Below are 26030 nucleotides of genomic sequence, written 5' to 3' on the forward strand. Positions count from 1 at the left end.
GGGAATTCCGGGGCATAAAAAAAGCTCCGATTACTCAGAGCTTTTTTTGCGGACCGGACGGGACTCAACTAAATGCCATATTTAATTGGTATTCATAGTTTTAGAAAAGTATTATATTCATTACTGAAACATGGGTCGAACAAAGTTATAATAGGTACAAACTCAGTTTTCAATTCCTTTTAGCATTGTATAAGTTTTTAAGAATGTGAAACTTGGCATTGTATTTGTATAAAATTATAAAAATGTTGTAATATAAATGATGGGAAAACAAATTTTTAATGAAATGATTTTCAATTATTTATAAATTTTAATACAATAAATTTGGAATTTTAAAATATATTATGTATATTTGTATAGAAGTCAATGGTTTGCCCTATAGGGGTAGGCCAATTTTTTAATTTTAAACCGTAGTTATGAATTCTACATTTACTCTTTTTCCAAACCCGTCAAATGGAAAATCCAACAGGCAATTAATATTTGAAAAGGCTTATTTGGACCTGGGTATTGATTTATTACCAATTATTAATTTGGCGCATGCCAAGACTCTCGATGACGCATCAAGAGAGCCCCCAGAATTCATTGACAAGCTCTACTGGGCGCACAATATGAACCGAAACCTATGTGGGCTTATAAAACAAAGGTATCCTGATTTAGTTCACTATGATGAGTGTAAAAGGATGTACATACATCTAAATGAAAACACCCGTATGTATTTTAAAAAACTCGATCATAAATACCGCCCGTGCAATATCCCAACTGGGCATGTTATAGATTTAAATTCTGCACAAGGGCAATTATTTGGAAGATCTATAACTGTACTTTATGTTGGTCCAAAACTCAAAACTGAGGGAGTTTGGGATGAGATCGAATGCTTTATGATTGAAATGCGTAATCATACAAAGTGTGAATGGGCAAGTGATTTATTGGATTTGTCATCTCAAATGGGTGCTCAACCAACAATTATTACACCGACACCGATAGCGCCAGTGAAACCTATTGCACCACTTGTCAAAATACGTAATAAGAAAGAAGAAGAAAAAAAGACATCTGAAAAATAGTTATAACTACAGCATTTAGGGGCTTTATTGAAGCTCCTAAATGCAAATTTTTTTAAACTATTTTAGAACTAAAAAAGGGAGATTTTCAATGTACAATAAATCAATGATTACACTAGGAAGGGAGCTTCGAGGTATAACACAATCTAAACTTGTAGAGGCTATTCCTGGCCTCAATCAAATTGACGTATCACATCTTGAAACTGGCAGAACTGAATTTAATGAGTATTATGTTGATTTAATTTCAAAGGCTCTCGGTTTACCAAGGACCTTTTTCGAAAAACAAGATCCATTAGTAAAACGTGTGAGCAAATATTATTATCGGAAAAGATCCACTTTGCCAGCGAAAAAACAAAATATCATTGAAGCACAAGTCAAGATATTACGTCAAATGGCACTTGAGCTATTAAGAGAAGTAGAAGTTGAAACTAAACCTTTGCCAAAATTTCCAGTGAAAAGTATGAGTGATATTGAAAAAATTGCTCAGAAAATGAGATTGTTTTTTGATTTAGCAGACGGACCAATTGAAAATCCAGTTTCATTATTCGAACAAATTGGTGTGCCCGTTATTTTTTTAAGAACAGTTTCTGAAAAGTTCTCTGGAATGACTGTTCAGACTGATATCGATATGCCAATTATTTTTATAAATAAAGATTTACCAAATGATCATAAAAGATTTACTCTTGCTCATGAGCTTGGGCATTTAATAATGCATATTCCATTTTCAAATGATCCAGAGTTTATTTCTGCCCTTAAAGATCTAGATGAATTAGAGAAACAGGCAGATTATTTTGCGGGAGCATTTTTGATGCCAGCTGATCCAATAAAACGTCAAACGAATAATACTTTTACATATTCTCGCTTAACTGAGTTAAAACTTTATTGGAGGGTTTCAAAGCAAGCTCTTATTTATAGGGCAAAAGAGCTTAAAATTATTCCAGAACACAAATTCACAAACCTATTTGTTGAACTAAGTAGAAATGGAGAAAGAAAAAGAGAATTATTAGAAGTGCCAATTGATGAACCAAGGCTTTTCAAAGAAATGTTGAATCTTTGGGAAACACAATTTGAAAAAAGTAGAAAAGAGCTATCTGAAGAAATGGCTGGTATTCCTTTGGAAGAATTCGAAGAGTGGCTTGGATTTCCTAGACCTTTACTTAGAGCGGTTTAACTATAAAGCTTTTATTTGTTATGTCTATTTTAAAAATCGCCTACTAGCACGAACAAAATTATATTTCATATAGGAAGCCCAAATTCTAAACACATAGTCTACCAACAAAAAACCAGGTTTTAAATTCTCATTTGTTGTTCTAACTGGATTTAATAATTTACTGCTAGATGCTCGCTAATATTTAATCATAAGGAATCTTTATTTAGAAACAGATTGAAATCTTTACAGAGAGAATAAATTTAAGTGAATTAAAATTTCCAAAATTATTATCCTTGATTCACCCTATTAATAATCCACCAACACCAAAAACATTCCCATACTTCTTAAACATCCTCGATATGTATGGTTCACCAAGTGAACCAATTGAACAACTATTTACATCTAAAGCGGTAGCTGAAATCTGAAGACAATAAATCAATGCTCCAGCATCCCTCCAAACTAGAGATAAAGGATTTTCATATTTCATAGCCGTTCTCCCAGGGTGTGCGATAAACCAAATAATTGTAGCATCTTGCGTAGGTAGAATAGAATTTAAGTGACTGATAAATTCTTCAATATCCCTTTTCTCTATATACAGTGTATTTAATGAATGATCAAATGGGTTATAATAGCAAAGTTCATTCTTTCCAATACAAGGAGACATCACAAGTATATCAATTGGATGTCTTGCTCCTGCAGAAGGAGATGCCCTATGTGAAATTATATATCCACTTTCCAAGACATCAGTAGTTAAAACTTTCGAGGAAAGAAAAAGTACTTGATTAAGTTTATCAATATCCAATTTTGAAAACACCCTGTTTGATCTTCGATTTTTTATAGTCTGAATAAAATCTATTTGGGGAAGGTCTAATTCTTTTGCTAATTCTATTCTTTTTAAAATAGGGTAATAAAAATATTTAGAAACATCCTCTTTAATTTTAGGAACTGGATTTTTCATTTCAAAACAAATTGAGCTCTGAGACAACGTTGGCATACTTAAAACATCCTCTACAATTACCGCATGGGATTGCAGACTTATGGCAAGAGTGTGCCCAAAGCAATATGTTTTTAGGAATGTTGGAAACTGATATTAACTCTGAGGTTGTCATTTCAATTGCAGGGCAAGTAACACTGATCTTACCCTCTTGAAAATTTGACAATTGATTCATAATATCGTAAAAAAACTTTGTTCCATCAGAATGAAACTCGTCAGTTTTTACAGAGCCAACCATTATTTCATTGACTTCCAGAGTAATTGCTTTCATCAAAGCAAAAGTAATTAGTAGTTGATTTCTAAAAGGCCACCACTCTGTAGAAGGTGATATTGCAGCCGCTCCTTTCCCAACTAGATCGCCACTACCTAACTCAGCGCAATTAACTGATATTATATGATGTTCAATTCCAAGAATATTAGTCACTTCTTTACTTGAAATTATTTCCTTTGAAGCAGGCAATTGTCCATAATCTATTGTAAAAGCTAAACTTGGCTTTTTCCAGTAAGCCAATGCAATAGAATCCATCCCACCAGATAGAAGTATAGCTTTTTTAGACATTCTCGGATAACAACCAAAGAGTTTTATAAATAGCAGTTGTCAAATCTCGTTCTAAAATACAGCTAGTGCCTTCTAACATTTTTACAGATTCTTCAGACTCATTTTCGACATATGCAATAACTGGTATTTTTTTTGAAACTGCGTAACCGATCTCAAATAATGTTCCAGAATCTAAACCATCAAGTATGGCAAAAACTAACTTTGACTTTGCCAAGCCTTTTAAATCTTTCTCTACAACTTCAGATGCCAACCCATGCCCAATATCATGCCAAGGGGAAAATACTTTTAAATTCAAATCAATAAATGCGCATCGAACTTGATCTATTAACCATCTTTCAGAGTACGTAAAAAAAGGGCCTGCTAAATATACTTGCCCCTTTGGGTAAGTCTTGATTTCTAATGGCGAGTATAAATTTATTTTTGAGAAATTGAAATTTCGTGTATGTGAATATGCTGCAGTACATATCGAAGCCTGTTTCGCAGATTTAATTGCATCTTTAGAAGAAAACCAGTGAAACGCAAAAACAGCAGCGAAAACATCACCTGTTCCGATTGGCCAAACCAAAGGTGTTTTATAGACCGGAATAATCGTAGAGTTTTTTCCTTTATTTGTTACAACCATGGCTCCTTTAGGTCCCATTTTTAAAACTAAAACATCTACCTTTTCAACTTTAAAAAAATACTCCTTAATCTTAGCAACTTTAAAACTTTTTGCCAAATAACTAGCTTCACTTTGATTGACGATATAGACTAAATTTTGTGCTTTGGAACCTGTTTTTGAAAAGGGCACAGGATTAGCTGGTGATTGTGGATCGTATACTACATAGTCACCAGCTACTTTTGCATTACCTTCAAAAAATCCGTAGTATAAAATATTCTTTCCAGTAATATTCATGGAGTTTAAGCTCCGATTAATAGTATCTGGTCTTGGAAATATTCTAGGATTAATTAATGGATGATCATAGTAAAAAGATATCTGTTTATCTATAGGTGTAATATGACTTTTTATTTTAGGAAACTCTTTTGATAAAAGTTCTAAGAAATAGGATGTGTTATCATCTCCAAAGGTGTAGAAATCGATATTTTCTTTGGGACTAAGGCTATTAAAGACTCTACTTCCCCGGAGCCCAGACCCAAATTTCTCCTCCCATCTCGGTTCCAAGCAGTATTCGTCATATGTGCCACCTACAATTATCATTTTGCAGTAATTAGTATTTGACAATCAGCTCCATCTATTTTTAAAATTCTTGCGTGGTATATATGTCCTTTAACAATACAATCTATTAGCATCTTTGGATTTGTCGTAAAAATGGAGCCCAATCTCCTATTACCAGAAGCCACAGCAATCAGCGGGCCTGTAGCAGTCTGTAATTCCACATCCAAATAATCTCCAACTTTTAGTGTTTTTAATACTGTCGGGTCTGGAGACGTGACATTAGTCTTAATGGAAATATGTTTACAATCTGCTATAGGTATTCCTCCTCCTCCTCCTAAATTAGCTCCACCACCTGATGAACTACCGGACATATAAAATCTGTTTTCTTATGAATTAAATTGTTGAATAGCAAATCTGTTATTTCTTTTCATATAGTCCCAGATTATTGCATCCATATCAGAAGCTGATACACCAATACCATCACAAAATAATAAGTACTGCTTTTCAAGCTTTAGATAATCTCTGTTAATATTAACACCAGGTTCAAAAAAGCCAGTTAAGACACCTGCGCGTAACAAATGAATATCAATTATTGCTACCTTATTACTACTAAGCCAATTTCGAGTTATCCAAGATGCTGTTTTTAATCCAACTCCATCTATACTTAAAAGCCAGTTCCTTAATGTCAAATCACAGTCTGTAGGAATCAAATCTATATCTTCACGATTTAGTAATTTATGAATAAATCGACTTTTTTGTTTTGCAAAGCGATACTTGATTTTTTTTCCCTGTTGGAGTTCGAAAGGCTCGGAAAGTACTTCATATATTTCCTCAAATCCAATTCCTGGACTACAAAGGTCTTGACTTTTCAATCTTATAAATGCTGCAATTCCTATTTCCGACGGTATACCATACCCTCCAAGTAAACAGACTATAATTTCTTCTAAAATGGAATTAGACAACCTATGATTAATTGTCACTGCTTTAGAGGATGCTAAAATAAATTGCAGTTTCCAAAAAGACGGAGTAAAAAGTTGACAATAATTACCCCATCTAACACCTGGCATAACATCACTATCCTCATTTGGAAATTCATCTAAGTTTGTTTTGACGAAACTCCAAATATTACTTTCATCTAGGCAATAAGTAAATGAGCTACTCTCTCTTGAATAGGCAGTTGATGGCATAACTAGCTTTATGAGAAAAGCAAATGTATACTATAATTTAATATCATGAAACCTGGACCAAAATTACTAAGTAATTACACTTATTTTTTAAAACTATCACCTTTTGAGCCAGTATCATATCGATAACCACAAATAGAACAAACATACTGATATGTGTGTCCCCCATACTTAGATTTTAAATAAGATCCATGAGAAAATGAGTTTTCAGCATCACAAACTGGGCACTTTAAAGGCATGGCAAAACCTCCACCATAGTAAATATTCTTTGCCATTATTTGGTAAGGTTCTTCATTTGAAATCTTTTCTAATTGGCTGCTAGATGGCAGAGATTTTATAACTTCTTTTCTATTAAAATCACTAAGGGCTTCGCTAAGTTTAGTATATACTGAAACTTCAATTTCCGGATTTATTTCTTTGAGCTCTTTATATAACAAGGGATTTAAAAATATTGAATCCCCGTAAGAGTTAAAAAAATCCTGATCCGTAGAGACTATCCAAAGTTTGGTAATATTTTTGGAATTTCCCAGTATTTGAAGCCAATTGATTTGATCACCAACAGGATCATTAAATTTTCCAGGAGGAGTTCCCACTTGTTTACGCTTTTGGGCATCATCATATATCTTTTTAGATGTCTTTAATGGATTCTTAAATACTACCTCAAGATTTCGAGAAACCTTATCGTTAGATTGACTAATTTCTTTTAAAGTATTTGTACTTATATCTTTCAGTTCCTCATTTAAATCTTCTAAGTCCGCTTCTATTTTTTTTCTTTTTTTATTCCATTTAGATAATTTTGGATTATGATCATCGTCGAGATGTTCTGGCAAAAATGTCCTGACAAAACCAACTTGCTTCGTATAATTCTCAATAGAATTAATAAATACAGAAAGTTTATTCCTGTTAATTTCGTCAATAATTTGAGATGTAATTATTATTTTACCTGATAATTCAACAAGAGAAGATAATAATTTTTTAAATTCTGGTTTGTTAGAGTTATAAAAGCCCAGATAAATATTGGTGTCAATAAATATTTTTCTTACTTCTGGGTGTCCAAAATTTGCAGCATTGCGTTCCATAATTTTCAAGAATAAGCATTTTAAAGATACCTATTTTATCGAAATCCTCTTTTTTTATGAAGCTAAGTTCTTAAAAAATAATTAGGGAGTATTTAAAAAAGAAACTAAATATGGCACCTGTAGTATTATCTAAAATGTACTTTCCCACTCACAATTTTCAAAATATGATCTCTGTATAAATTTGCAATTGAATTTTTTGACTTTTCATTGGCTTCGAATAATAATTTATTGAAAAACCCATTTCCCAAGCTATCTATCAGCTTTAAAAACTCTTCCTTTTTCATATTAAGATATAACAGTTTTATAAAAGACCATTTTTCAATTGAAAGTGGAATAAGGTCAAGATTTTTAACATAATTAGGCAACATACAATCGAGTTGTTGAAATCTAGACTCATGAATTACAGTGTAATCCAGAAACCGAGAGTTCATTCTTCGCAATAGACTTTTGTACTCATTCAGGTTTTTAACAAGCAGCGAATAATCTGTAAACTCCTTGAGACATAATTCATAACAGTCATCAGAAATCCCTTTTTTGGCCTCCAAAATCCGGGAAATTTCAACTCGGTGATAATAGTTAAATTGTTTACACTTATGAGAACAATATAATTTACCTGCCCTGGGAACCCTGAAAGCCGCTCCACACACGATACAGGCCTTGTTTCTGATTATGTCAAATGTTACAGATTCTGTTACCATATCCATACTCTTTTATTATCAAATCAATGCTAAAATCTTATGATATTAAGGCCAAAATGTTTCCAAGTTTCCAAAAGCTGAATGGAAACCTGGAAACCTAGTTTTCCTTATTTTGAGCTAGCTTTTGACAAATTTTATAAATAGTCCCTTTTTTGGATTTGTTCCCTAAGAACTTCTCAGCAAGCTGTTCCAGGTTTAATTCACCTTTTAAATGCTCTTCGTATATTTCTTGCTTTAGTTTTTCAGGAATACATCTTGAATTTTTGGCCGGCAAGTAATCAATTTCATCAACGTCTTTATCTATCAATTCAAAATAAAGAAAGTCGGGGAACGCACTTGAAGGATCTGCACTTTTAATTTCAACCAAATTAGTTGTATTATAACCCTCGCTGCAAAATCTAGACTTATCAGGAACAATAAGTCTTTGATTTGAATATTTGGTTTTTCGAATCAGAGTCACATGGTCTGCAAAATCTGCTAAAGCCCCTGGGCCATACATTAAATCCGCATTTGATTGATTTTGATTTGTACCCTTATTTGTATGGTTTATAAGAACTACAGTAGTGTTAAATTCATTTATTAAATCATCCAGCAGAGAGAGTACTTTTCTAATATTTGCATTTGTAATTTCCCTCTCTTTCTCTTCTCCACAGATGATATTTGAATAAAGCTTATAATTATCTATGATCGTGATGATAGGTTGATATATTTGAACCATTAATTTAATTTCATTAATCTTACTTTGGCAGTCCCTATAGCTTGTGATATACAGTTCATGCTTTCTCTTAAGCCCTAATTCATTTTCAAAGTATTTACGTATCGGTTCAGTAAAGGCTTTAAATTCCTTTTCCGATAATTCGAGATTAAAAAACAAAACATTCCCAAAAGAATTAATACGATATCCCAATATTTCTTCACATTCATAGATAATGGCGTAAGCTATAAATAGTAACAATCTTGTCTTTCCAGTTCCCCTTTCCGCAGCTATAATATTTTTGCCAAATTTTTTAATTAGCCCTTCAATTACAAATTCAGGAATATACCCTGCATATAATTTAGCAATTTCAGTATCGGTTTTTGTGGCTTCATTTATGGAGTTTTTCATTATATGGAATTTTCAAGTAATGAATAAATATCTTCCATTGCATAGTAAACTGTCTTCCCGATCTTCTTAAATGGAAGCTTGCCTGATTTTCTAACCTGCCAGAACCAGGTAACCTTTTTATCTAAGATTTCCATTGCTTGTTTCTCAGTAACATATCCTTTAAGTGTTGGTAGATTTTTACTCTCCAGTAATTCAAGAATTTTATCCTGTTTATTTAGAATTGATTCAAGCAGATCTTCAGGAACAATTACCAAAGGAGAATTTTGCCTGAATATGGTTTCATTTGAGATATTGTTTTCTTTCATTTTTCATTATTTCCTCAAACTTCGAAAGTAATCGTTGAAAAAAAACAACACCCCCAAAAGTGCCCCCAAAAGTTTCTACTGAAATTCAGGCTTATATGGATCCGATGAATGATTTTTGAAGGTGTAAAGGAATAGTATATTCTACTATTCAAGCCCAGGATGTAAATCTTGGGCTAATTTTATATACAGAGTTAATAGTTAAATAGGCAATTGGACTTTCATTAACCTTTTCTCTTCAGTTAAATCTTTGTAAGCTGTTCTTTCCTCAATATCAAATATTGTAGCAATGGCTTCGGCTATTATGTCCCAGGAAGCATTAATTACACCATTGTCTCTTAGAAGCCTGAATACTTTTGTGATTTGATTTCCATTAAAGCCTTCAGAAATCTTCATCCGAGGAAAAACATCATCATCAATGTCTGGCAAAAATTCTCCATCCGCAATAGGTTTCGAACTGTAAGTAACCATCGCAGACCAATAAAGATGCTCTCTAGGTGTTACTTCATATTGTAATGCATTAAGAAGTAATCCTTCCAGTATACCTTTTAAAACCCCTCTTTCATCTCTTGAAAATTTGGGGTATTCTGATTTAAATAACTCGAACGCTGCGGCTGCGTCAGTTTTAGCATTGTACGCAATACTTGTCATAAAATGCTCCATCTTATCAATATTCATATACTATTTCTTTACACCTTTATTTAATAGAGCTTTTTGTTCTTTTCAGTTTCTTTTGAATCTTCTCCATGCTTTCAGTTAGTCGTTGCTGAGTAATCCTGCCATGTATCTGAGTAGTTTTCAAACTCGAATGCCCTAGTAACTTACTCAGGTCTTCAAGAGGCATGTTATTGTTTAAACAGATCGTGGTGGCGAATGTATGCCTGGCCATGTGGTGAGTAAGGGTTTGGTTAATTCCTGTCAGGTCAGCAATTACTTTTAAATAAGCATTCAATTTTTGATTACTTATTTTGGGCAACAATAAACCTAATACCTCCCGTTCGGAGCTGTTCTCGTATTTCTGTATGATTTTGCTGGCTATGGGCAGTAAAGGAATATCCACCACTCCTCCCGTCTTTTGTTGCTGATACCTCAAAGAGAGTTTAGATTTTACTTTAATCAGGTTGGCTTTTGTCAGGTTTTGAGCATCCTGAAACCTCAATCCCGTATAAGCAGAGAATACAAAAATATCTCTTACCCTGTCCAGGCTGCTGTTTGCTGAAAGGTCAAGTGCAACAATTTTATCCAGTTCCTCACTGCTTAAAAAACTTCGTTCTGACTTTACAGAAACAAGCTTGAAATTGGCATACGGCTGTACGGAAATAAGCCCTTCAATTTGCGCCCTGATTAATATTGTCCGAAGCCGGGAATGATATTTATTGATTGTATTCTTATGCAGGTTGTATTCCTGTTTCAAAAACAGGTCATAACAGTTGATAAAATCGTAATTGATCAGGCTTATAGGAAGATCAGGAAGTTCAAATTTTGAAGGAATAAAGCTTTTGAGCGAGTTCAGGGATTGCCGGTACTTATTCAAAGAAACCAGCTTTATTTCGTTCCTGGCCTCCAATTCTTCTATGTACCGGCCCAGGTATTCAATAACAGTTACCTGGATTCTGGATTTACCAGTAAAAAGCTCTTTTAGCAAATTTGCTGAAACAGTCTTTCCTTCCTTCTCCAGCCCTATACATAGTTCATAAATCTTTGCCCGTTGATTCAGGAGCTCTTGATTAATGGCTTTGTTGGATTTGGTAAGCTGCTCTTTTTCGTTCCAGCCGCTTAAAGTGGAGGTAAACCCTGAATGAATTTCAGCCTTCTTCCTGTTATAAGTGATTCGTAAATAGATCGGTAGAGGCCCTTCTGTGCCCCGGCCCGTATGTAGGTAATGTTTTAAGCTGACTTTAGCGTTCATGCTGTTGAAACATTTCGGATTTGTTGAAACTCAGTTGAAACAATTTACGAAAAAATCCGAAAGGAAGCAAAGCCAGATAAAAGAAAAACCCTTCATAATCAATGATCATGAAGGGTTTCGAAATCTAGGGATTTAACCTAGCGGACCGGACGGGACTCGAACCCGCGACCTCTGCCGTGACAGGGCAGCATTCTAACCAACTGAACTACCGATCCTTAGTTCCCGGTAAGGGGTGGCAAAGATAGGGGAAAATGGGTTTTTTACAACAAAAATTCGGGCTGATTTTTTTAAAATGGTCACCCACTTGCCTGACTGGACTAACCAAAAAGACCTGAAATTCTCCCAAATCTGCCGTTTCCCTCCAATCCGTGTAAACCCCTAAATCCCAAACCCTAACACCCCCAATATTAATAAATCCTTACCTTAGCAACCCTATCATAGTCACCTATGCCAACCAATGCCAACAGACAGTTCCTGGAGTTCGAAAAACCGATCAAAGACCTGATCGAAGAGATCGAGCACCTGAAGAAAAGCAGCGAGACCAAAAAAATCGACCATAGTTCCGGCATCCACCAACTGGAGGAAATGATCCTTGAGAAAAGAAAAGAGATCACACAGAACCTCTCCAGTTGGCAACGGGTTCAATTGAGCCGCCACCCCGACCGTCCCTACACCCTGAAGTACATTGATAAAATGACCACCGAATTCCTGGAATTGCATGGTGATCGCAATGTAAAGGATGATAAGGCCATGGTGGGTGGATTTGCCCAACTGGATGGGGAAACGGTCATGCTCATCGGACAGCAAAAAGGGATCAATACCAAAATGCGCCAGATGCGCAACTTCGGTATGGCCAACCCGGAAGGTTATCGAAAGGCCCTGCGGCTGATGAAACTGGCCGAAAAATTCAATAAACCTGTCATCACGCTGATCGATACACCGGGGGCCTTCCCGGGACTGGAAGCGGAGGAACGCGGACAGGGGGAGGCGATCGCCCGGAATATTTATGAAATGATCCGCCTGAAAGTACCCGTGATCTGTGTGATCATTGGGGAAGGGGCCAGCGGTGGCGCCCTGGGAATCGGCGTGGGCGACCGAGTCTTTATGATGGAAAATACCTGGTACACCGTGATCAGCCCTGAAAGTTGCTCCTCCATCCTGTGGCGTAGCTGGGAGAAAAAAGAAATTGCCGCGGAACAACTGCGACTCACCGCCGATAAAATGCTGGGCTTTGGTCTGATCGATGGCATCATACCAGAACCAATCGGCGGAGCACACTGGGATTATAACGAAGCCGCCCAGATATTAAAAGATTACCTGGTGCCGGTATTGAAAGAATTAAAAAACATCCCTGCCGAACAACGCGTGAACCAGCGCATTGAAAAATTCGGGAAAATGGGATTTTATGACGAGAACTAGTAGCCAATAGCTTATGGCTAATAGCAATTAGCCTTTAGCTAATAATACAATTATCTAAAATGTCTCTACGTAAGAAATTCACAGGAACCGGCGTCGCCATCATCACCCCCTTTCAAGAGGATGGCAAAATTGACTGGGAGAGTTTCCGCCAGGTGATCGAATACCAGATCAAAGGGGAAGTGGAATATATAGTTGTACTGGGAACCACCGGTGAATCGGGTACCATTCATGGTGACGAAAAGAAAAGGGTATTTACGTTTGTCAACGAAGTGACCGCCGGACGTGTACCCCTGGTAGCAGGCGTTGGCGGTAATGATACCCATGAAGTAGTGGACCTGGTAAAATCATTTGATGTAAAGGGCTATGACGCGATCCTTTCGGTATCGCCCTACTACAATAAACCCAATCAGGAAGGGATCTTCCAGCATTATAAAGCGATCGACGCGGTAACACCCCTGCCGATCATCTTATACAACGTCCCCCCACGCACCGGACAAAATGTAACCGCCGATACGCAATTGCGTATTGCCTACGAATGTAAAAATGTATTTGCTACCAAAGAGGCAAGCGGGAATTTTGAACAGATATCACGCCTCATCAAGTACAAACCGGATGATTTCATGGTCATCAGCGGTGACGATGGCATCACCCTTCCTATGATCGCCCTGGGTGCAGAGGGAGTGATCTCTGTAGTAGCGAATGCCTTTCCGCAGGACTTTTCGGATATGGTGCGCTATGCACTGAAAGGAAAATTGAAAGAAGCACAAACGCTCCACTATCGTTATATGGACATCATCAATTCCTTGTTCACGGAAGGAAGTCCAAGCGGAGTGAAAGCCTATCTCTCCGAAATGGGTCTTTGTAAAAATTGTTTCCGGCTACCGGTTTACCCCGTTAGCGATAAACACATGGAAAAGATACGCGGACTCATGATGGGAGCAGAATGATACCCTAATTTCGCGCTACATGAAACCGCAAAGAAACCTTCCCATCTCCTTACTCCTGACAATCCTGGTAATCCTGGTTTTCCTGGCTAATCCGGGTTTTGGGCAGGAACGGAAAAGCACCGCGCTGCCTACCGTCCGGATCATGGACACGGCCTTTCAAATGACCGAATTGGGCAGGACACGCCTCATCCGTATTCGTCTGCCCAAAGACTACGATGGATCAAAAAAGAAATACCCCGTTCTATATATGCACGATGGCCAAAACCTGTTTGACGCGGCCACTTCCTATGCCGGCGAATGGGGTGTGGACGAAGCATTGGATAGCCTGGGGGTGAAATGGGGAGAGTGTATTGTGGTGGGTATTGACAATGGCCCGCGAAGAATGAACGAATACGCGCCCTATGATTTTAAAGTAAACGGGATAAAGGATGGTAAAGCCGAAGGCACTGCCTACTTGCATTTTCTCGTCAATGAACTCAAACCTTTTATTGACAAAAAATATCGGACCAAACGAGGCCGCAAACATACGTTCATCGCCGGTAGCTCCATGGGAGGATTGATCTCGATGTATGCCGTGCTTCAATACCCCAGGGTATTTGGTGGCGCCGGTGTTTTTTCACCTTCTTTCTGGATCGCCAAAGATATTTACCCGGCCATTGATGGGGTGCAAAAAAAAATAAAGACACGAATCTATTTCTTCGCTGGCATGCAGGAAGGACCGGGCATGGTGCCGGAAATGTTGCGGGCCTTTGAAGCCGTGAGAAAAAAATCACGCGCACGCATCACCGTCGCAATCAGAGGCGAAGGCAAACACAATGAAGCCACGTGGCGAGCGGAGTTACCGGCATTTTTTCAGTTTCTTTGGAATTGAGTTTTTAGGGAGGACGGAAGACGGATGACGGATGACGGATGACAGATGACAGTTGACAGATGACAGTTGACAGAGGCTTGCTGTGGGAGACCTCTGGTCTTGCACTTCTATCTTGTCGCCTCTGGCGACGCGAAATTGATAATTTTTCTGAATTTAGAATGGGTTGTTTTTTGTGTCGCCAGAGGCGACGGGAGAATCGTGCGAGACCAGAGGTCTCGCACAGCAAGCCTCCGTCAACTGTCATCTGTCCTCCGTCCTCTGTCATCAAAAAAATCACACTCTATAAGTAACCCCTTCCAACGCCAGCTCCGTATTGGGAAACACCTCTTTCGCTTCTTTTTCAAATTCTCCCAGTGTATCATACTTGCTGCTAAAATGCCCGATCAATAGTTTTTTAACCTTGGCCTTACGCGCAATGGTTGCTGCCTGTTTGGTGGTGGAGTGAAACCGCATGGTGGCTCTTTCTTCCAGATGATGGAGATAGGTGGTTTCATGATAGATCATGTCGGCCTCCTTGATATGCGGCAGGATGGATTCATCGTATTTGGTATCGGCACAAAAAGCATAGACCCTCCCCGGTGAGGCCGCTTCGGTCACCCATTCATTCTTCACCACTTCATCATTTTTATTGGTAAAATCCATTCCCTCTTTAAGCTTGTTGAAAAAAGAGGAAGGGATACCATGTTCCCTGGCTTTTTCCGGTAATACCTTACGCGGTTTCTTTTTTTCCCGGAAAACAAAACCGTAACATTCGATCCGGTGGTTGGTGCGGAAACAGGCGACTGAATAATCTTCTTCATCCACCAATAAACTTTCCTGGGTGATGGTATGAAAGTGCAAAGGAAAACTCAACGTGGTATGGGCCACCTGAAGTTGTAATTCGATGATCTCGCGGAGCGGGGAGGGGCCGTAAATATGCAATTCCTGCTGGTGACTGAGCAATCCAAAGGAATTAATGAGCCCGATCAGCCCAAAATAATGGTCGCCATGCAGGTGGGAAATAAAAATATGGGAGATTCTGGCCCGCCGGATCTTGTACCGCATCATCTGTATCTGGGTACCCTCGCCACAGTCCACCAGGAAGCTGGTACCGTTCAGGGTGATCAATTGGCTGGTGGGGTGACGGTCAAAGGCCGGTACGGCGGAATTATTACCTAAAATGGTGACAGCGAGCATGCACGAAATTAACAATTATCCTAATAGCTCCCTTTCGATCTCCTCCATTTGAACGATATCCCAGGCCTCACTTTCGCTGGGTGTCACATTCATGATATCCAGCAGTTCACTCTCCTCCAATTGCTTTTCCACCGCCTTCCGGAGGCAACAAATGACAAAACTGGCGTTCTTTTCATAAAAGGTTTGTTGTACCTTGACAAGGGACCCGGCAACCCCGTCCCCCAGTTCTTCGATCATTTCAAGGTTCAGAACGATATTTTTAACGTCATTTTGGAGGAATGAAAGGAAACTATTGGTCAGTTCCTCTGTCATACTAGCAGATATCTTGGGGCCTGCGACCGTGATGACATGAAATTTCTCTTTGGTATCGATTTTGACGTCCATAACAATCTGGTTTATCAACAATACGTTAGTAAGAACGGGTGAACCCGGATCAAATTTATTCGTTATTATTGTATCACAAGCAATTAAACTTAAATGGATAATAATTTTTCAGCCCAGGTCAAGGAGATCATCTCTTTCAGCAGAGAAGAAGCGCTGAGGTTGGGGAATGACTTTATCGGAACCGAACACCTCCTTCTCGGGCTGATCAGGGAAGGGGATAATACAGCAGTACGGATCCTGAAAAGCTTCAACATCGACCTTTATGAACTGCGGAAAGAGATCGAACTGGCCGTAAAGGATAAGACAGGAAAGAATATTGCTAATATCAACAGTCTCCCCCTGACCCGACAGGCCGAAAAGGTCATTCGTGTCACGGTGCTGGAAGCCAAGGCATTGAAAAGCCCTACGGTTGAGACCGAACACCTGATGCTTTCTATTCTCAAGAACAAAGAAAATATTGCAACCCAAATCCTAAACCAATTTGACGTGGATTACGACCTATTCAGAAATGAACTCGGCGTTGTAAAGAGCAATGATGTTCGCGCTGAATACAACGACGACGACAACGACGATTTTGACGAAGAGAAAAAATATTCCCAATCCAAAGGCAAGCCTGCCGCCGGGGGTAATGCGAAAAGCAAGACACCCGTATTGGACAATTTTGGCCGGGATATCACCAAACTGGCTGAAATGAATGCACTCGACCCGATCGTGGGTCGTGAGGCCGAGATCGAAAGGGTATCGCAGATCCTTTCGCGCCGGAAAAAGAACAACCCGATCCTGATCGGAGAACCCGGTGTGGGTAAGACCGCCATTGTAGAAGGCCTGGCCCTCCGGATCGTGCAACGGAAAGTATCCCGGGTATTGTTTGATAAACGGGTGATCTCCCTTGACCTGGCCGCGCTGGTGGCCGGTACAAAATACCGCGGACAGTTTGAAGAGCGCATGAAGGCGATCATGAATGAACTGGAGAAGAACCGCGATGTGATCCTCTTTATTGATGAGATTCATACCATCGTTGGTGCTGGTGGTGCCTCCGGCTCACTCGACGCAAGTAACATATTTAAACCCGCCCTGGCGCGTGGTGAATTGCAATGTATCGGTGCCTCCACCCTGGATGAATACCGTATGTACATTGAGAAGGACGGAGCCCTTGACCGTCGTTTCCAAAAAGTGATGGTGGAACCACCTACCGTGGATGAAACCATCCAGATCCTCAATAACATTAAGAGTAAATACGAAGAATACCACAACGTCAACTACAACGATGAGGCTATTGATGCCTGTGTAAAACTGAGCGACCGCTATATGACGGACCGTCTGTTGCCCGATAAAGCGATCGATGTACTGGATGAAGTGGGTGCCCGTGTGCACCTGAAAAATATCAATGTTCCCCAAACCATTCTTGACCTGGAGAAGAAGATCGAAGATGTGAAGCAGGAAAAGAACAAGGTGGTAAAAAGCCAGAAATTCGAAGAAGCCGCTTCCTTACGTGATGCCGAAAAACGCCTGGCTGAGGAATTGGAAAAAGCCAAACTCCAATGGGAGGAGGAATCCAAGCACAAACGCTATCCCATTGGTGAGGAAGAAATAGCCGAGGTTGTGAGCATGATGACCGGTATCCCCGTGAAACGGATGGTACAGGCTGAAACAGAGAAGCTCCGCAAAATGTCGGAAGACATGCGGGGTATGGTTATCGGTCAGGATGAAGCGATCCTCAAAGTGGTAAAAGCCATTCAGCGGAACCGGGTGGGACTGAAAGATCCCAAGAAACCGATCGGTACCTTTATCTTCCTTGGGCCTACCGGGGTTGGTAAAACCGAGTTGGCGCGTTCCCTTGCCCGTTATATGTTCGATTCCGAAGATGCCCTGATCCGGATCGACATGAGCGAATACATGGAGAAATTCACGGTAAGCCGCCTGATCGGTGCGCCTCCGGGATATGTGGGATATGAAGAAGGTGGTCAATTGACCGAAAAGGTCCGTCGCAAACCTTACTCCGTGATCCTGCTGGATGAGATCGAAAAAGCCCATCCGGATATTTACAATATCCTGCTCCAGGTGCTTGATGATGGCCAGTTGACCGATGGACTGGGTCGCAAAGTGAATTTCAAGAATACCCTGATCATCATGACCTCGAATATTGGTGTCCGTCAGTTGAAAGATTTTGGCGATGGGGTAGGGTTTACAACGGCCTCCCGCGCCGAAGGTCAGGATGATGCCAATAAGGCGGTCATAGAGAAAGCGCTCAAGCGTACCTTCTCACCCGAATTCCTGAACCGGATCGATGATGTGGTCATCTTCAACAGCCTCAGCAAAGACGATATCTTCAAGATCATTGATATCCTGATGGCAGGGGTATTCAAACGTCTGAGCGCTCTTGGATATTCGCTCGAACTGACCGAAGAGGCCAAAACCTTTATCGCCGATAAGGGCTATGACCAGCAGTTTGGCGCCCGCCCCCTTCACAGGGCCATCCAGAAATACCTGGAAGATCCCCTGGCCGAGGAAATCCTCAACCTGAACGTGAAACCCGGGGACGTGCTGATCGCCGACCTGGACAAAGAAAAGGAGAAGATCGTGTTCAGTTTGAAGGAAGGAGACAAGAAAAAAGGGGAGAAGGCCAAGGCCTGATCTTAATCTCGAATATTATTCATGCCAATCAGCTTTGATTGGCATTTTTTTTTGCATTTTTGGAGTGCAATGGCAAAGAAAAAGATCATTATCACGATCGATGGGTGGTCCTCCTGTGGCAAAAGCACCCTGGCCAAACAACTGGCCCGTGAATTAGGCTATGTATATGTGGATAGTGGGGCAATGTACCGCGCGATCACACTTTATTTTCTCCGTAACCATGTGGACTGGACCGATAATGCAGAAGTAAGGAAGGCACTGGAAGAGATCAGCCTGGCCTTTCACTTCAATGAAAACAGCCAGACCAGTGAGATCTTTCTCAACGAAGAGAATGTGGAGTATGTGATCCGTGACCTGGTGGTAGCCGAAAAGGTAAGTGAGGTAGCGGCCATTCGCGAGGTAAGGGAATTTGCTGTGGCCCAGCAACAGCAGATGGGTAAGAAAAAAGGCATTGTGATGGATGGACGGGATATTGGTACCGTAGTATTTCCCCTGGCAGAACTCAAGATATTCATGACCGCCGATAACTCGGTGCGGGTGGAAAGAAGGTTCAAAGAATTATTTGAGAAGAACCCGAACGTCACGATCGAAGAAGTAAAGAATAACCTGGAGATGCGGGATTATATTGATTCCAACCGCGAGGTGAGTCCGCTTCGAAAGGCGGAGGACGCGCTGGTCTTGGACAATACGAATATCACACCCGAGGAACAACTCGCGAAAGCCCTCGAATGGACCCATGCGATCATTGATCACCTAAAATAATGCCCGTGCGCCGCTGGACGCTACGATTATTACAACCGATCTTTCTCCTCCTCTTTATCACCATTGTAGGAGTGATCGGGTATATGCTGATCGAAGATTATACCCTTCTCGAGGCCATGTACATGACCGTCCTCTCGGTCACCACCGTCGGGTTCAGTGAGGTGAAACCGCTGACCAATTCAGGCCGGATTTTCACCATGTTCATGCTGGTGACCAGTTGGGGAACTTTTGCCTTTGCCATCACCCGTATCACGCAATTTGTGATCAGCGGGGAGATCAACAAATACTTTAAATTCCGAAAAATGAATGCCGCCATTGATCAACTCCAGAAACATGTCATTGTGTGTGGATATGGCCGGAATGGGAGACAGGCTGTTCAGACCCTGCGTGTGCACGGTGAGCCATTTGTCGTGATCGAGAACAATGAGTCCAATCTCGAGTCTGCCTCACTTACCGATCCGGATTTGATCTACCTGATCGGGGATGCCACCATAGATGATATTTTGATCAAAGCCGGGATATCCCGGGCCAAGGCCCTGATCACGGCACTACCGGATGATGCCGACAATGTATTCATCGTGCTTTCCGCCCGCTCGATCAATCCGGGGATTCAAATCATCAGCCGTGCTTCGGGAAATAATTCCATGCCCAAACTCATCAAGGCAGGAGCCAATAATGTGATCATGCCCGATAAGATCGGGGGTACACATATGGCCACCCTGGTATCCAAACCGGATGTGGTGGAATTCATTGACTATCTCTCCGGTGAAGAAGGCGAATCGATCAATATGGAGTCTGTGCCATATGAAAAATTACCAGCCGGAATAAAAGACCGCCCACTGTCCGATGTGATGCGCTGGGAAAGTACCGGAGTAAACTGCATAGGCATAAAAAGTGCCGAAGGCAAATTCGTGATCAACCCACCCGGTGAAACCATCATCACCAAAGGGATGAAAGTGATCGTACTGGGCACAAGATGGCAGATCGACAAAATGAAGAGCAATCTGAGTAATTAGCTGATAGCTTTTAATGTTTAGTGTTTGGTCTTCACTTCAAGCAGTTCCAATTCAAATATCAACAGCGAGCCGCCGGGAATGGCGTAATAATCACTTGTTCCGTAGCCCAATTGGTAAGGCACATACACTTTCCATTTGGAGCCGGCAGGCATAAGTTGAAGTACTTCGGTCCAGCCACGCACTACACCCGATACACTAAAGGTCACTGGTTCATTACGTGCATAGGACTCGTCAAATATTTCCCCATTGAGAAAGGTTCCTTTGTAATGACAAACCACACTGTCTGTGGCCTTGGGGATGGGGCCGGTTCCTGCGCGGAGGATTTCATATTGAAGTCCGCTTGCCGTTGTGGTAACACCGGGTTTCCCCTTATTCTCCGCCATGAATTTATCACAGGCTTCAATATTGCCTTTTGACTTGGCCATCTGCGCCTCATTGATACAGGCCATGATCGCCATATTGGCCTCTGCATCCGTTAGCTTCATACCCGTTTGTGCCTGGGCATCTTCAATGGCTTTGGCCACCATTTCCGGATTGATATCCGTGACGCCTTGTTGACGGTAGAAATTGATCAGGAATATACCCATGGCATAACTCGCAGAATCACGGAGGTCGGCAAACACGGGCATGTCCACCTTAATGGTATCTGCAATGATCACAGGCGGCGTGAATACAGTGGGTGCAGCCGTTTTTTTGGTAGAGGAACAGGCTTGAAGAAAAAGGACAAGGGCGGGAAAAACGTATTTCATGGTACTGTGTTAAGGGGCAAAAATAGTGTTTTTTGTTTCTCGCAGCGGACGCTAATATCTTTGCGTTCGCTGCGAGAAACCTCACAAAGCAACCACCCGGGAAGGATACTTTGATTTATATCCCAATAATAAGTTTCTGATATAGCTGTTCTCTTTATAAGGCTGTATAAAATCCCGCACCTGATCAAGATGCGTTGGCGATACATCCACGGGTATATAACCCATACCGTAAAAACTACCTTTCTCCACCAGTATACAGGAACGCTCTTCGGGGTTTACCCCCTGATCCAGGATGAGAAAGGATTCTTCCCGGCTTAGCGAGGCAAGGGCTTCCTGCACGCGCGTATTATAGGTTTCCGGCGCTTCCTTTTTCTCACATGCCCCTTTGCATTGCCCTGTTTCCAGGCCCGTACAGGCTATCGTATCTTTTTGTAAAAAACAGTATTTGGGGCAAAGCCCATACTCGCGTATCAGTCCACGAAGAATCGTATGGCCTTCCACCAGATAATGAAACGTATGGGCCGCTATCAGTCTTTTTTTGTTCTTTTCTATCGCGAGACGGATATAGCCGTTCTGGTCCTCGTAGGTGTAAATACCATAAACATCCTCCCATCTTTTTTGTGAATGGTTAAAGACGGGCCACAGTTTTCGAATTTCGGTAGATTCAAGTACAGCCGCCATCAATTCTGTGCCACATTCCCGATAACTGATCGCATGGACATGCTTCATGAAATTCTGCTTCTGCCGACCGGCAGAATTATTGCTAAAATGACTGTTGACCCGGTAACGGATATTCTTGGCCTTGCCTACATATACGATCTTCCCTTTTTCATTATGGAAATAATAAACACCCGGTGTATAAGGCAATTTATCAAAATGTTCCTTGGGCACATTGGGGGGCAATACGGCCTCCTTTGAATCCCGTTTCAGGCTTTTGGTGATAAATTGTTGCTGATCTTTTTCCAATAACATTTGAAAAAGCCTGACCGTAGCGGCTGCATCGCCACCGGCGCGGTGACGGTCATTGATATGGATTCCCAATGAATCGCAGAGTTTACCCAGGCTGTAGGAGGGGAGACCGGGTATCAGTTTCCGGCTCAACCTGACGGTACACAGTTTATGAGTATTTAATTCATACCCGGCGGCCTTTAAATGTGCTTTGACAAATGAATAGTCAAAATTGACGTTATGTGCTACAAAGGTCTTGTCATGTAGTACACGGTGGATCTGTTCGGCCACTTCTTCAAATTCCGGGGCATCCGATACCATTTCATCCGTGATACCGGTCATCGATTGGATATATCTGGGAATCGATTGCCGCGGATTGATCAGGGTTTCAAATTTTTCCACTACTTTGTTTCCATCAAAGACATGCACCGAGATTTCGGTGATCCCGTTGGCGGCGGCATAGGAGCCGGTAGTTTCGATGTCGACGATGGCGTACATGTATATGGTTATTTGTCAGGAGTCGAAAGTCCGGAGTTCACGTTTCTTGTTACTTCGACATCCGACCCCGGACCCCGGACTCTTTTCTTACCAAATTTCGCAAACTTGACCCAAAAACACGAAATGTTCCGCAACCGCCTTCTCAAGTTGTACAAACACAAGGGGAAGGAAGCCAAAAGGATGGGGATTACGGCCTATCGGTTGTATGATCATGATATTCCCGAATTTCCCTTCTGTATTGAATTCTATGGCCCTGACCTTTATGTTGCCGAATACCAGCGCAGGCATGGCATGACCGAGGAGGCACACGAGGAATGGCTGCAGGAGTGCATCCAGGTCATATCCGAAACGCTGCAAATTGAACCGGAAAGAATATTTCTTAAACTCAGGCGCCGAAAACCCGGTCGTCTCGGACAATACCAGCGGCTCGACCAGTCAGGCAATGAGAAAGTGGTACAGGAAAATGGGCTCTCCTTTATCGTCAACCTCCACGATTACCTGGATACCGGTCTCTTCCTCGACCACCGGACCACCCGGCTACGGGTGAGGGAGGAGGCAAAGGGAAAGAAGGTACTCAACCTTTTTGCTTATACCGGTTCCTTCTCTGTATATGCAGCAGCGGGTGGCGCTGCCGAGGTCACCACCGTGGACCTCTCCAATACCTATATCGACTGGGCTAAAAGAAACATGGAATTGAATCATTTTACCGGTGATCCCTATCAATTTGTACAAGCCGATGTGTTGCAATGGTTGAAAAATGCAGAGCCGGAGTCGGTTGACCTCATCATTCTCGATCCTCCCACTTTTAGCAATAGCCAGCGGATGAAGGATATCCTCGATATTCAACGCGATCATCCGGCCTTGATCAATGATTGCCTTAGGCTGCTTCGCCCGGGGGGAGTTATCTATTTCAGCACCAATGCCCGGAATTTTTTATTAGAAAAAGAAAAGATCACCACGGGTGATATACGAGATATCACCAAAGCCACCACTCCATTTGATTTTGAAAAGAAGTTATTCCGATGGTGTTTTCTTATTACCAAATAGTTTTCCGTGTATTCTGAGTATTCTGTGAGCATATTTTCCCACGGAATACACTGAATTTAGGGGTAATGCTTTTTTAAGAGGTAAGAATACGATGCGTATAGATGATGGCTGAATTTGAATTGGGAAAATTCAGGGAATCGGGTATAGTACTCTGCATCGGCCAAAAGCACCACGGGTGTCCCGGCCCGCATAAAATTGTTTCCGCCCGCATATTGTGGTTGCTGAAGTTGGGGAAGAAATTGTTTTACCTGTTTATACACCATCGGCCCCAGGTATTTTCCCATTCGTTTCTGCGCCCGTCGGGTTGACCGGTCGATCTTATTGTAAATGATCTTTCCCGCCAGTCTCACCAGTAATTTTTGTTTTTTTAAAATGGGCTTTGCTTCGGTAAAGGGGTTGGTTACATTAAAATCCTTAAGGGTTTGAATAGAAAAAGGCGTTTCAGGTACCCAATCAGCCGAGTTGACAACAGTAAGTGCCCAGGAACCCCGGGTGATAAAATCAAAATCATAGGCATAAAAAAGGTTACCTGTTTTGGGAGCGGCGGAACTATAGGTCTTAAAAAAAACATCACCGGGAATACGCCCTGCTTTCTGTTCGTAATGAAGATAGGAACGAAGCAGTTGAGACAAGGCGCCGCCCTGACTATGCCCAACAATCAGGATCTCCTTTACCTGTTGCGTGTCATACATTTCCCTGATCTTACGCACAATGGCTGGCCCGATATGACCGATACCGATCGTCCACCCCACATGGACCATCGCTTTAGGATCTTCTGAAAAAGTGTAATCAAATTGTGTGCTGTCGTTTAATTGCAGCTTTCCTTTGGCGGGTACCATGGCCCCATAAAAGTTCTCCAACCAACTCGCCAATTGTTGTATGGTGCCACGCAACTCGATTACCCCTACATTATCATTTCGTACAAAGAATTGCCAACGATTGAGCAGACCTGTTTCGGGAGAGCGGTATTGTAACTGATAAGGGTCTTTGACCATCTTGCGCTGATTGGAATCCGGTATGCTGCTTCCGTAAAAGGTCAGGGAAAGCAATTGTCCGTATTCAACGGGGTCAAATCCCGGTTTAAGTATTACCTGCGCGTGCAGGGTTTGGGAAAGCATCAGCCATCCCAGGCATAAGCAAAGGAGATATCGGTTCATAGAAAAGGTATGCGTAGGTTATCGTTTCGCGTATTGAACGAGCGCCTGTTCCAGGCAATCCATCGCTTTATCAAGCGATTCCAGATTGAGTACATAGGCCAGTCGCACTTCATTCTTTCCCAATCCCGGGGTACCATAAAATCCCGAAGCAGGGGCCAGCATCACGGTTTGTCCTTCATGGGAGAAAGATTCCAGCAGCCATTGGCAGAAATCATCCGCATCATCCACCGGTAATTTGGCAATCGCATAAAAGGCTCCACCCGGGGTTGGACAAAATACACCGGGAATGGCATTCAACCGGCGGATCATCAGGTCGCGACGGGCCTGGTATTCGGCTTTGGGTGCCTTGAAATAATCGTCAGGGAGGTCAACGGCCGCTTCACCCATGATCTGTGCCAATCCCGGAGGGGATAAGCGGGCCTGGGCAAATTTCATAGCCGCCTGATACACCTCTTTATTCTTTGTTACCAGGGCGCCTAACCTGGCTCCACAGGCACTGTATCGCTTACTGATCGTATCCATCAACACCACATGTTCGTCCAATCCGCTCAGGTGCATGGCAGAGATATATTCTCCGTCATAACAAAATTCCCGATAGGCCTCGTCACTGAACAGGAATAACCCATGATCGATACAAATTGTTTTCAGCGCCTCCATTTCTTCGCGGCTGTAGAGGTAGCCGGTGGGGTTATTGGGGCTGCATATGATGATGGCTTTTGTCTTGGGGGTAATAACCTGCTTGAAATCAGAAATCGGCGGAAGGGCAAATCCGGTTTCGATATGCGAAGTGATCGGTACCACTTTTACTCCGGCCGCACAGGCAAACCCATTGTAGTTGGCATAAAAGGGTTCGGGTATGATGACCTCATCGCCCGGGTTGAGACAGGCAAAGAAACCAAACATGATGGCTTCGCTACCACCGGTGGTTATGATGATGTCCTCATGTGTTACATCGATCCCCACTTTTTTATAGTATTGAACCAACTTGCGGCGATAGCTTTCATTTCCCGCACTATGACTGTATTCCAATGTTTTGATATCCGCATGGCGGACAGCATCGAGAATGGCTGGCGGAGTTTCAATATCCGGCTGGCCGATATTCAAATGATAAACCTTGGTTCCTCTTTTTTTAGCTGCCTCGGCAAATGGCACCAATTTCCGAATAGGGGAGGCGGGCATCTCTTTCCCGCGGGTTGATAATTCTAACATGTTTCAAAGATAGGGATTTGGT

General features: G+C 41.7%; 26 protein-coding genes and 1 tRNA gene. 9 read left to right on the forward strand and 18 right to left on the reverse strand.

The window, feature by feature from the left end; translation table 11 throughout:
• Positions 1 to 413 precede the first annotated feature (413 nt).
• Both J0M30_07570 and J0M30_07575 read left to right on the forward strand, forming a co-directional pair.
• The gene (locus J0M30_07570; protein ID MBN8667347.1) at positions 414 to 1058 is read left to right on the forward strand and encodes a hypothetical protein; all 645 of its coding nucleotides are present in this window, start codon (positions 414 to 416) and stop codon (positions 1056 to 1058) included.
• 40 nt (positions 1059 to 1098) lie between these two features.
• The gene (locus J0M30_07575; protein ID MBN8667348.1) at positions 1099 to 2226 is read left to right on the forward strand and encodes an ImmA/IrrE family metallo-endopeptidase; all 1128 of its coding nucleotides are present in this window, start codon (positions 1099 to 1101) and stop codon (positions 2224 to 2226) included.
• Between the two features lie 277 nt (positions 2227 to 2503).
• Here J0M30_07575 and J0M30_07580 read toward each other — a convergent pair whose 3' ends face one another.
• From J0M30_07580 to J0M30_07635, 12 genes are all read right to left on the reverse strand, one after another.
• Entirely contained in the window at positions 2504 to 3163 is a 660-nt protein-coding gene (locus J0M30_07580) for a hypothetical protein (protein ID MBN8667349.1), read from the reverse strand.
• A gap of 1 nt (position 3164) precedes the next feature.
• A complete protein-coding gene (locus J0M30_07585) occupies positions 3165 to 3758 on the reverse strand; it encodes a 7-cyano-7-deazaguanine synthase (GenBank protein MBN8667350.1) in 594 nt (197 codons plus the stop codon).
• Entirely contained in the window at positions 3751 to 4956 is a 1206-nt protein-coding gene (locus J0M30_07590) for a nucleoside 2-deoxyribosyltransferase (protein MBN8667351.1), read from the reverse strand. The genes J0M30_07585 and J0M30_07590 overlap by 8 nt, the downstream gene beginning before the upstream one ends.
• The gene (locus tag J0M30_07595; protein MBN8667352.1) at positions 4953 to 5285 is read right to left on the reverse strand and encodes a hypothetical protein; all 333 of its coding nucleotides are present in this window, start codon (positions 5283 to 5285) and stop codon (positions 4953 to 4955) included. The genes J0M30_07590 and J0M30_07595 overlap by 4 nt, the downstream gene beginning before the upstream one ends.
• Before the next feature lie 15 nt (positions 5286 to 5300).
• Positions 5301 to 6101 carry a hypothetical protein gene (locus tag J0M30_07600; GenBank protein ID MBN8667353.1) on the reverse strand — a complete coding sequence of 267 codons (801 nt, stop codon included), beginning with the start codon at positions 6099 to 6101 and terminating at the stop codon, positions 5301 to 5303.
• Between the two features lie 80 nt (positions 6102 to 6181).
• The gene (locus J0M30_07605) at positions 6182 to 7177 is read right to left on the reverse strand and encodes a DUF4935 domain-containing protein (GenBank protein ID MBN8667354.1); all 996 of its coding nucleotides are present in this window, start codon (positions 7175 to 7177) and stop codon (positions 6182 to 6184) included.
• A gap of 125 nt (positions 7178 to 7302) precedes the next feature.
• Entirely contained in the window at positions 7303 to 7881 is a 579-nt protein-coding gene (locus J0M30_07610) for a hypothetical protein (protein ID MBN8667355.1), read from the reverse strand.
• A 91-nt stretch (positions 7882 to 7972) separates the two neighbouring features.
• Positions 7973 to 8980 carry an AAA family ATPase gene (locus J0M30_07615; protein MBN8667356.1) on the reverse strand — a complete coding sequence of 336 codons (1008 nt, stop codon included), beginning with the start codon at positions 8978 to 8980 and terminating at the stop codon, positions 7973 to 7975.
• Positions 8980 to 9285 (reverse strand): helix-turn-helix domain-containing protein, encoded by a 306-nt coding sequence (locus tag J0M30_07620; GenBank protein ID MBN8667357.1) that lies wholly within the window; start codon positions 9283 to 9285, stop codon positions 8980 to 8982. The genes J0M30_07615 and J0M30_07620 overlap by 1 nt, the downstream gene beginning before the upstream one ends.
• Before the next feature lie 198 nt (positions 9286 to 9483).
• The gene (locus J0M30_07625) at positions 9484 to 9960 is read right to left on the reverse strand and encodes a hypothetical protein (GenBank protein ID MBN8667358.1); all 477 of its coding nucleotides are present in this window, start codon (positions 9958 to 9960) and stop codon (positions 9484 to 9486) included.
• A gap of 19 nt (positions 9961 to 9979) precedes the next feature.
• Positions 9980 to 11191, reverse strand: coding sequence for a site-specific integrase (locus J0M30_07630; GenBank protein ID MBN8667359.1), 1212 nt, complete (start codon positions 11189 to 11191; stop codon positions 9980 to 9982).
• Between the two features lie 141 nt (positions 11192 to 11332).
• Positions 11333 to 11406 (reverse strand) — tRNA-Asp (locus J0M30_07635).
• 232 nt (positions 11407 to 11638) lie between these two features.
• Between J0M30_07635 and J0M30_07640 the strand changes: the two genes are divergently transcribed.
• From J0M30_07640 to J0M30_07650, 3 genes are read left to right on the forward strand one after another with little or no spacing between them, the layout of a single operon-like run.
• Entirely contained in the window at positions 11639 to 12610 is a 972-nt protein-coding gene (locus J0M30_07640; protein MBN8667360.1) for an acetyl-CoA carboxylase carboxyltransferase subunit alpha, read from the forward strand.
• Between the two features lie 59 nt (positions 12611 to 12669).
• A complete protein-coding gene (locus tag J0M30_07645; GenBank protein MBN8667361.1) occupies positions 12670 to 13557 on the forward strand; it encodes a 4-hydroxy-tetrahydrodipicolinate synthase in 888 nt (295 codons plus the stop codon).
• Between the two features lie 19 nt (positions 13558 to 13576).
• Positions 13577 to 14428 carry an alpha/beta hydrolase gene (locus J0M30_07650; protein ID MBN8667362.1) on the forward strand — a complete coding sequence of 284 codons (852 nt, stop codon included), beginning with the start codon at positions 13577 to 13579 and terminating at the stop codon, positions 14426 to 14428.
• Between the two features lie 273 nt (positions 14429 to 14701).
• Here J0M30_07650 and J0M30_07655 read toward each other — a convergent pair whose 3' ends face one another.
• Together J0M30_07655 and J0M30_07660 are read right to left on the reverse strand one after the other, a co-directional pair.
• Positions 14702 to 15604 (reverse strand): ribonuclease Z, encoded by a 903-nt coding sequence (locus J0M30_07655; GenBank protein ID MBN8667363.1) that lies wholly within the window; start codon positions 15602 to 15604, stop codon positions 14702 to 14704.
• A gap of 15 nt (positions 15605 to 15619) precedes the next feature.
• A complete protein-coding gene (locus J0M30_07660) occupies positions 15620 to 15988 on the reverse strand; it encodes an anti-sigma factor antagonist (GenBank protein ID MBN8667364.1) in 369 nt (122 codons plus the stop codon).
• Between the two features lie 93 nt (positions 15989 to 16081).
• Here J0M30_07660 and J0M30_07665 point away from each other — a divergent pair, with 93 nt between their 5' ends.
• From J0M30_07665 to J0M30_07675, 3 genes are all read left to right on the forward strand, one after another.
• Positions 16082 to 18622: an ATP-dependent Clp protease ATP-binding subunit gene (locus J0M30_07665; protein MBN8667365.1), complete on the forward strand. Its 2541-nt coding sequence runs from the start codon at positions 16082 to 16084 to the stop codon at positions 18620 to 18622.
• Positions 18623 to 18691: 69 nt separating this feature from the next.
• The gene (locus J0M30_07670; GenBank protein MBN8667366.1) at positions 18692 to 19384 is read left to right on the forward strand and encodes a (d)CMP kinase; all 693 of its coding nucleotides are present in this window, start codon (positions 18692 to 18694) and stop codon (positions 19382 to 19384) included.
• Between the two features lie 5 nt (positions 19385 to 19389).
• Positions 19390 to 20400, forward strand: a complete 1011-nt coding sequence (locus J0M30_07675) for a potassium channel protein (GenBank protein MBN8667367.1) — start codon at positions 19390 to 19392, stop codon at positions 20398 to 20400.
• Between the two features lie 17 nt (positions 20401 to 20417).
• Here J0M30_07675 and J0M30_07680 read toward each other — a convergent pair whose 3' ends face one another.
• A complete protein-coding gene (locus J0M30_07680) occupies positions 20418 to 21149 on the reverse strand; it encodes an FKBP-type peptidyl-prolyl cis-trans isomerase (GenBank protein ID MBN8667368.1) in 732 nt (243 codons plus the stop codon).
• A gap of 81 nt (positions 21150 to 21230) precedes the next feature.
• Positions 21231 to 22595, reverse strand: coding sequence for a GIY-YIG nuclease family protein (locus J0M30_07685; GenBank protein ID MBN8667369.1), 1365 nt, complete (start codon positions 22593 to 22595; stop codon positions 21231 to 21233).
• A gap of 123 nt (positions 22596 to 22718) precedes the next feature.
• Here J0M30_07685 and J0M30_07690 point away from each other — a divergent pair, with 123 nt between their 5' ends.
• Positions 22719 to 23642, forward strand: a complete 924-nt coding sequence (locus tag J0M30_07690; protein MBN8667370.1) for a class I SAM-dependent methyltransferase — start codon at positions 22719 to 22721, stop codon at positions 23640 to 23642.
• 56 nt (positions 23643 to 23698) lie between these two features.
• On the opposite strand, the gene J0M30_07695 is transcribed toward J0M30_07690, so the two are convergent.
• The gene (locus J0M30_07695; GenBank protein ID MBN8667371.1) at positions 23699 to 24799 is read right to left on the reverse strand and encodes a lipase family protein; all 1101 of its coding nucleotides are present in this window, start codon (positions 24797 to 24799) and stop codon (positions 23699 to 23701) included.
• Positions 24800 to 24817: 18 nt separating this feature from the next.
• On the reverse strand, positions 24818 to 26008 hold the full coding sequence (locus J0M30_07700; GenBank protein MBN8667372.1) for a pyridoxal phosphate-dependent aminotransferase: 1191 nt from the start codon (positions 26006 to 26008) through the stop codon (positions 24818 to 24820).
• Positions 26009 to 26030 lie beyond the last annotated feature (22 nt).

This window comes from Chitinophagales bacterium (assembly GCA_017303415.1).
In the GTDB taxonomy this organism is placed as follows: Bacteria; Bacteroidota; Bacteroidia; order Chitinophagales; family Chitinophagaceae; genus SpSt-398.

Coding starts and splice junctions, on each gene's coding strand:
- J0M30_07570 (MBN8667347.1), top strand. CDS start 414: ATGAATTCTACATTTACTCTTTTTCCAAACCCGTCAAATGGAAAATCC.
- J0M30_07655 (MBN8667363.1), bottom strand. CDS start 15,604: ATGCTCGCTGTCACCATTTTAGGTAATAATTCCGCCGTACCGGCCTTT.
- J0M30_07700 (MBN8667372.1), bottom strand. CDS start 26,008: ATGTTAGAATTATCAACCCGCGGGAAAGAGATGCCCGCCTCCCCTATT.
- J0M30_07600 (MBN8667353.1), bottom strand. CDS start 6,101: ATGCCATCAACTGCCTATTCAAGAGAGAGTAGCTCATTTACTTATTGC.
- J0M30_07590 (MBN8667351.1), bottom strand. CDS start 4,956: ATGATAATTGTAGGTGGCACATATGACGAATACTGCTTGGAACCGAGA.
- J0M30_07605 (MBN8667354.1), bottom strand. CDS start 7,177: ATGGAACGCAATGCTGCAAATTTTGGACACCCAGAAGTAAGAAAAATA.
- J0M30_07580 (MBN8667349.1), bottom strand. CDS start 3,163: ATGAAAAATCCAGTTCCTAAAATTAAAGAGGATGTTTCTAAATATTTT.
- J0M30_07620 (MBN8667357.1), bottom strand. CDS start 9,285: ATGAAAGAAAACAATATCTCAAATGAAACCATATTCAGGCAAAATTCT.
- J0M30_07645 (MBN8667361.1), top strand. CDS start 12,670: ATGTCTCTACGTAAGAAATTCACAGGAACCGGCGTCGCCATCATCACC.
- J0M30_07640 (MBN8667360.1), top strand. CDS start 11,639: ATGCCAACCAATGCCAACAGACAGTTCCTGGAGTTCGAAAAACCGATC.
- J0M30_07610 (MBN8667355.1), bottom strand. CDS start 7,881: ATGGATATGGTAACAGAATCTGTAACATTTGACATAATCAGAAACAAG.
- J0M30_07685 (MBN8667369.1), bottom strand. CDS start 22,595: ATGTACGCCATCGTCGACATCGAAACTACCGGCTCCTATGCCGCCGCC.
- J0M30_07575 (MBN8667348.1), top strand. CDS start 1,099: ATGCAAATTTTTTTAAACTATTTTAGAACTAAAAAAGGGAGATTTTCA.
- J0M30_07665 (MBN8667365.1), top strand. CDS start 16,082: ATGGATAATAATTTTTCAGCCCAGGTCAAGGAGATCATCTCTTTCAGC.
- J0M30_07625 (MBN8667358.1), bottom strand. CDS start 9,960: ATGAATATTGATAAGATGGAGCATTTTATGACAAGTATTGCGTACAAT.
- J0M30_07595 (MBN8667352.1), bottom strand. CDS start 5,285: ATGTCCGGTAGTTCATCAGGTGGTGGAGCTAATTTAGGAGGAGGAGGA.
- J0M30_07670 (MBN8667366.1), top strand. CDS start 18,692: ATGGCAAAGAAAAAGATCATTATCACGATCGATGGGTGGTCCTCCTGT.
- J0M30_07680 (MBN8667368.1), bottom strand. CDS start 21,149: ATGAAATACGTTTTTCCCGCCCTTGTCCTTTTTCTTCAAGCCTGTTCC.
- J0M30_07650 (MBN8667362.1), top strand. CDS start 13,577: ATGAAACCGCAAAGAAACCTTCCCATCTCCTTACTCCTGACAATCCTG.
- J0M30_07690 (MBN8667370.1), top strand. CDS start 22,719: ATGTTCCGCAACCGCCTTCTCAAGTTGTACAAACACAAGGGGAAGGAA.
- J0M30_07695 (MBN8667371.1), bottom strand. CDS start 24,799: ATGAACCGATATCTCCTTTGCTTATGCCTGGGATGGCTGATGCTTTCC.
- J0M30_07630 (MBN8667359.1), bottom strand. CDS start 11,191: ATGAACGCTAAAGTCAGCTTAAAACATTACCTACATACGGGCCGGGGC.
- J0M30_07660 (MBN8667364.1), bottom strand. CDS start 15,988: ATGGACGTCAAAATCGATACCAAAGAGAAATTTCATGTCATCACGGTC.
- J0M30_07615 (MBN8667356.1), bottom strand. CDS start 8,980: ATGAAAAACTCCATAAATGAAGCCACAAAAACCGATACTGAAATTGCT.
- J0M30_07585 (MBN8667350.1), bottom strand. CDS start 3,758: ATGTCTAAAAAAGCTATACTTCTATCTGGTGGGATGGATTCTATTGCA.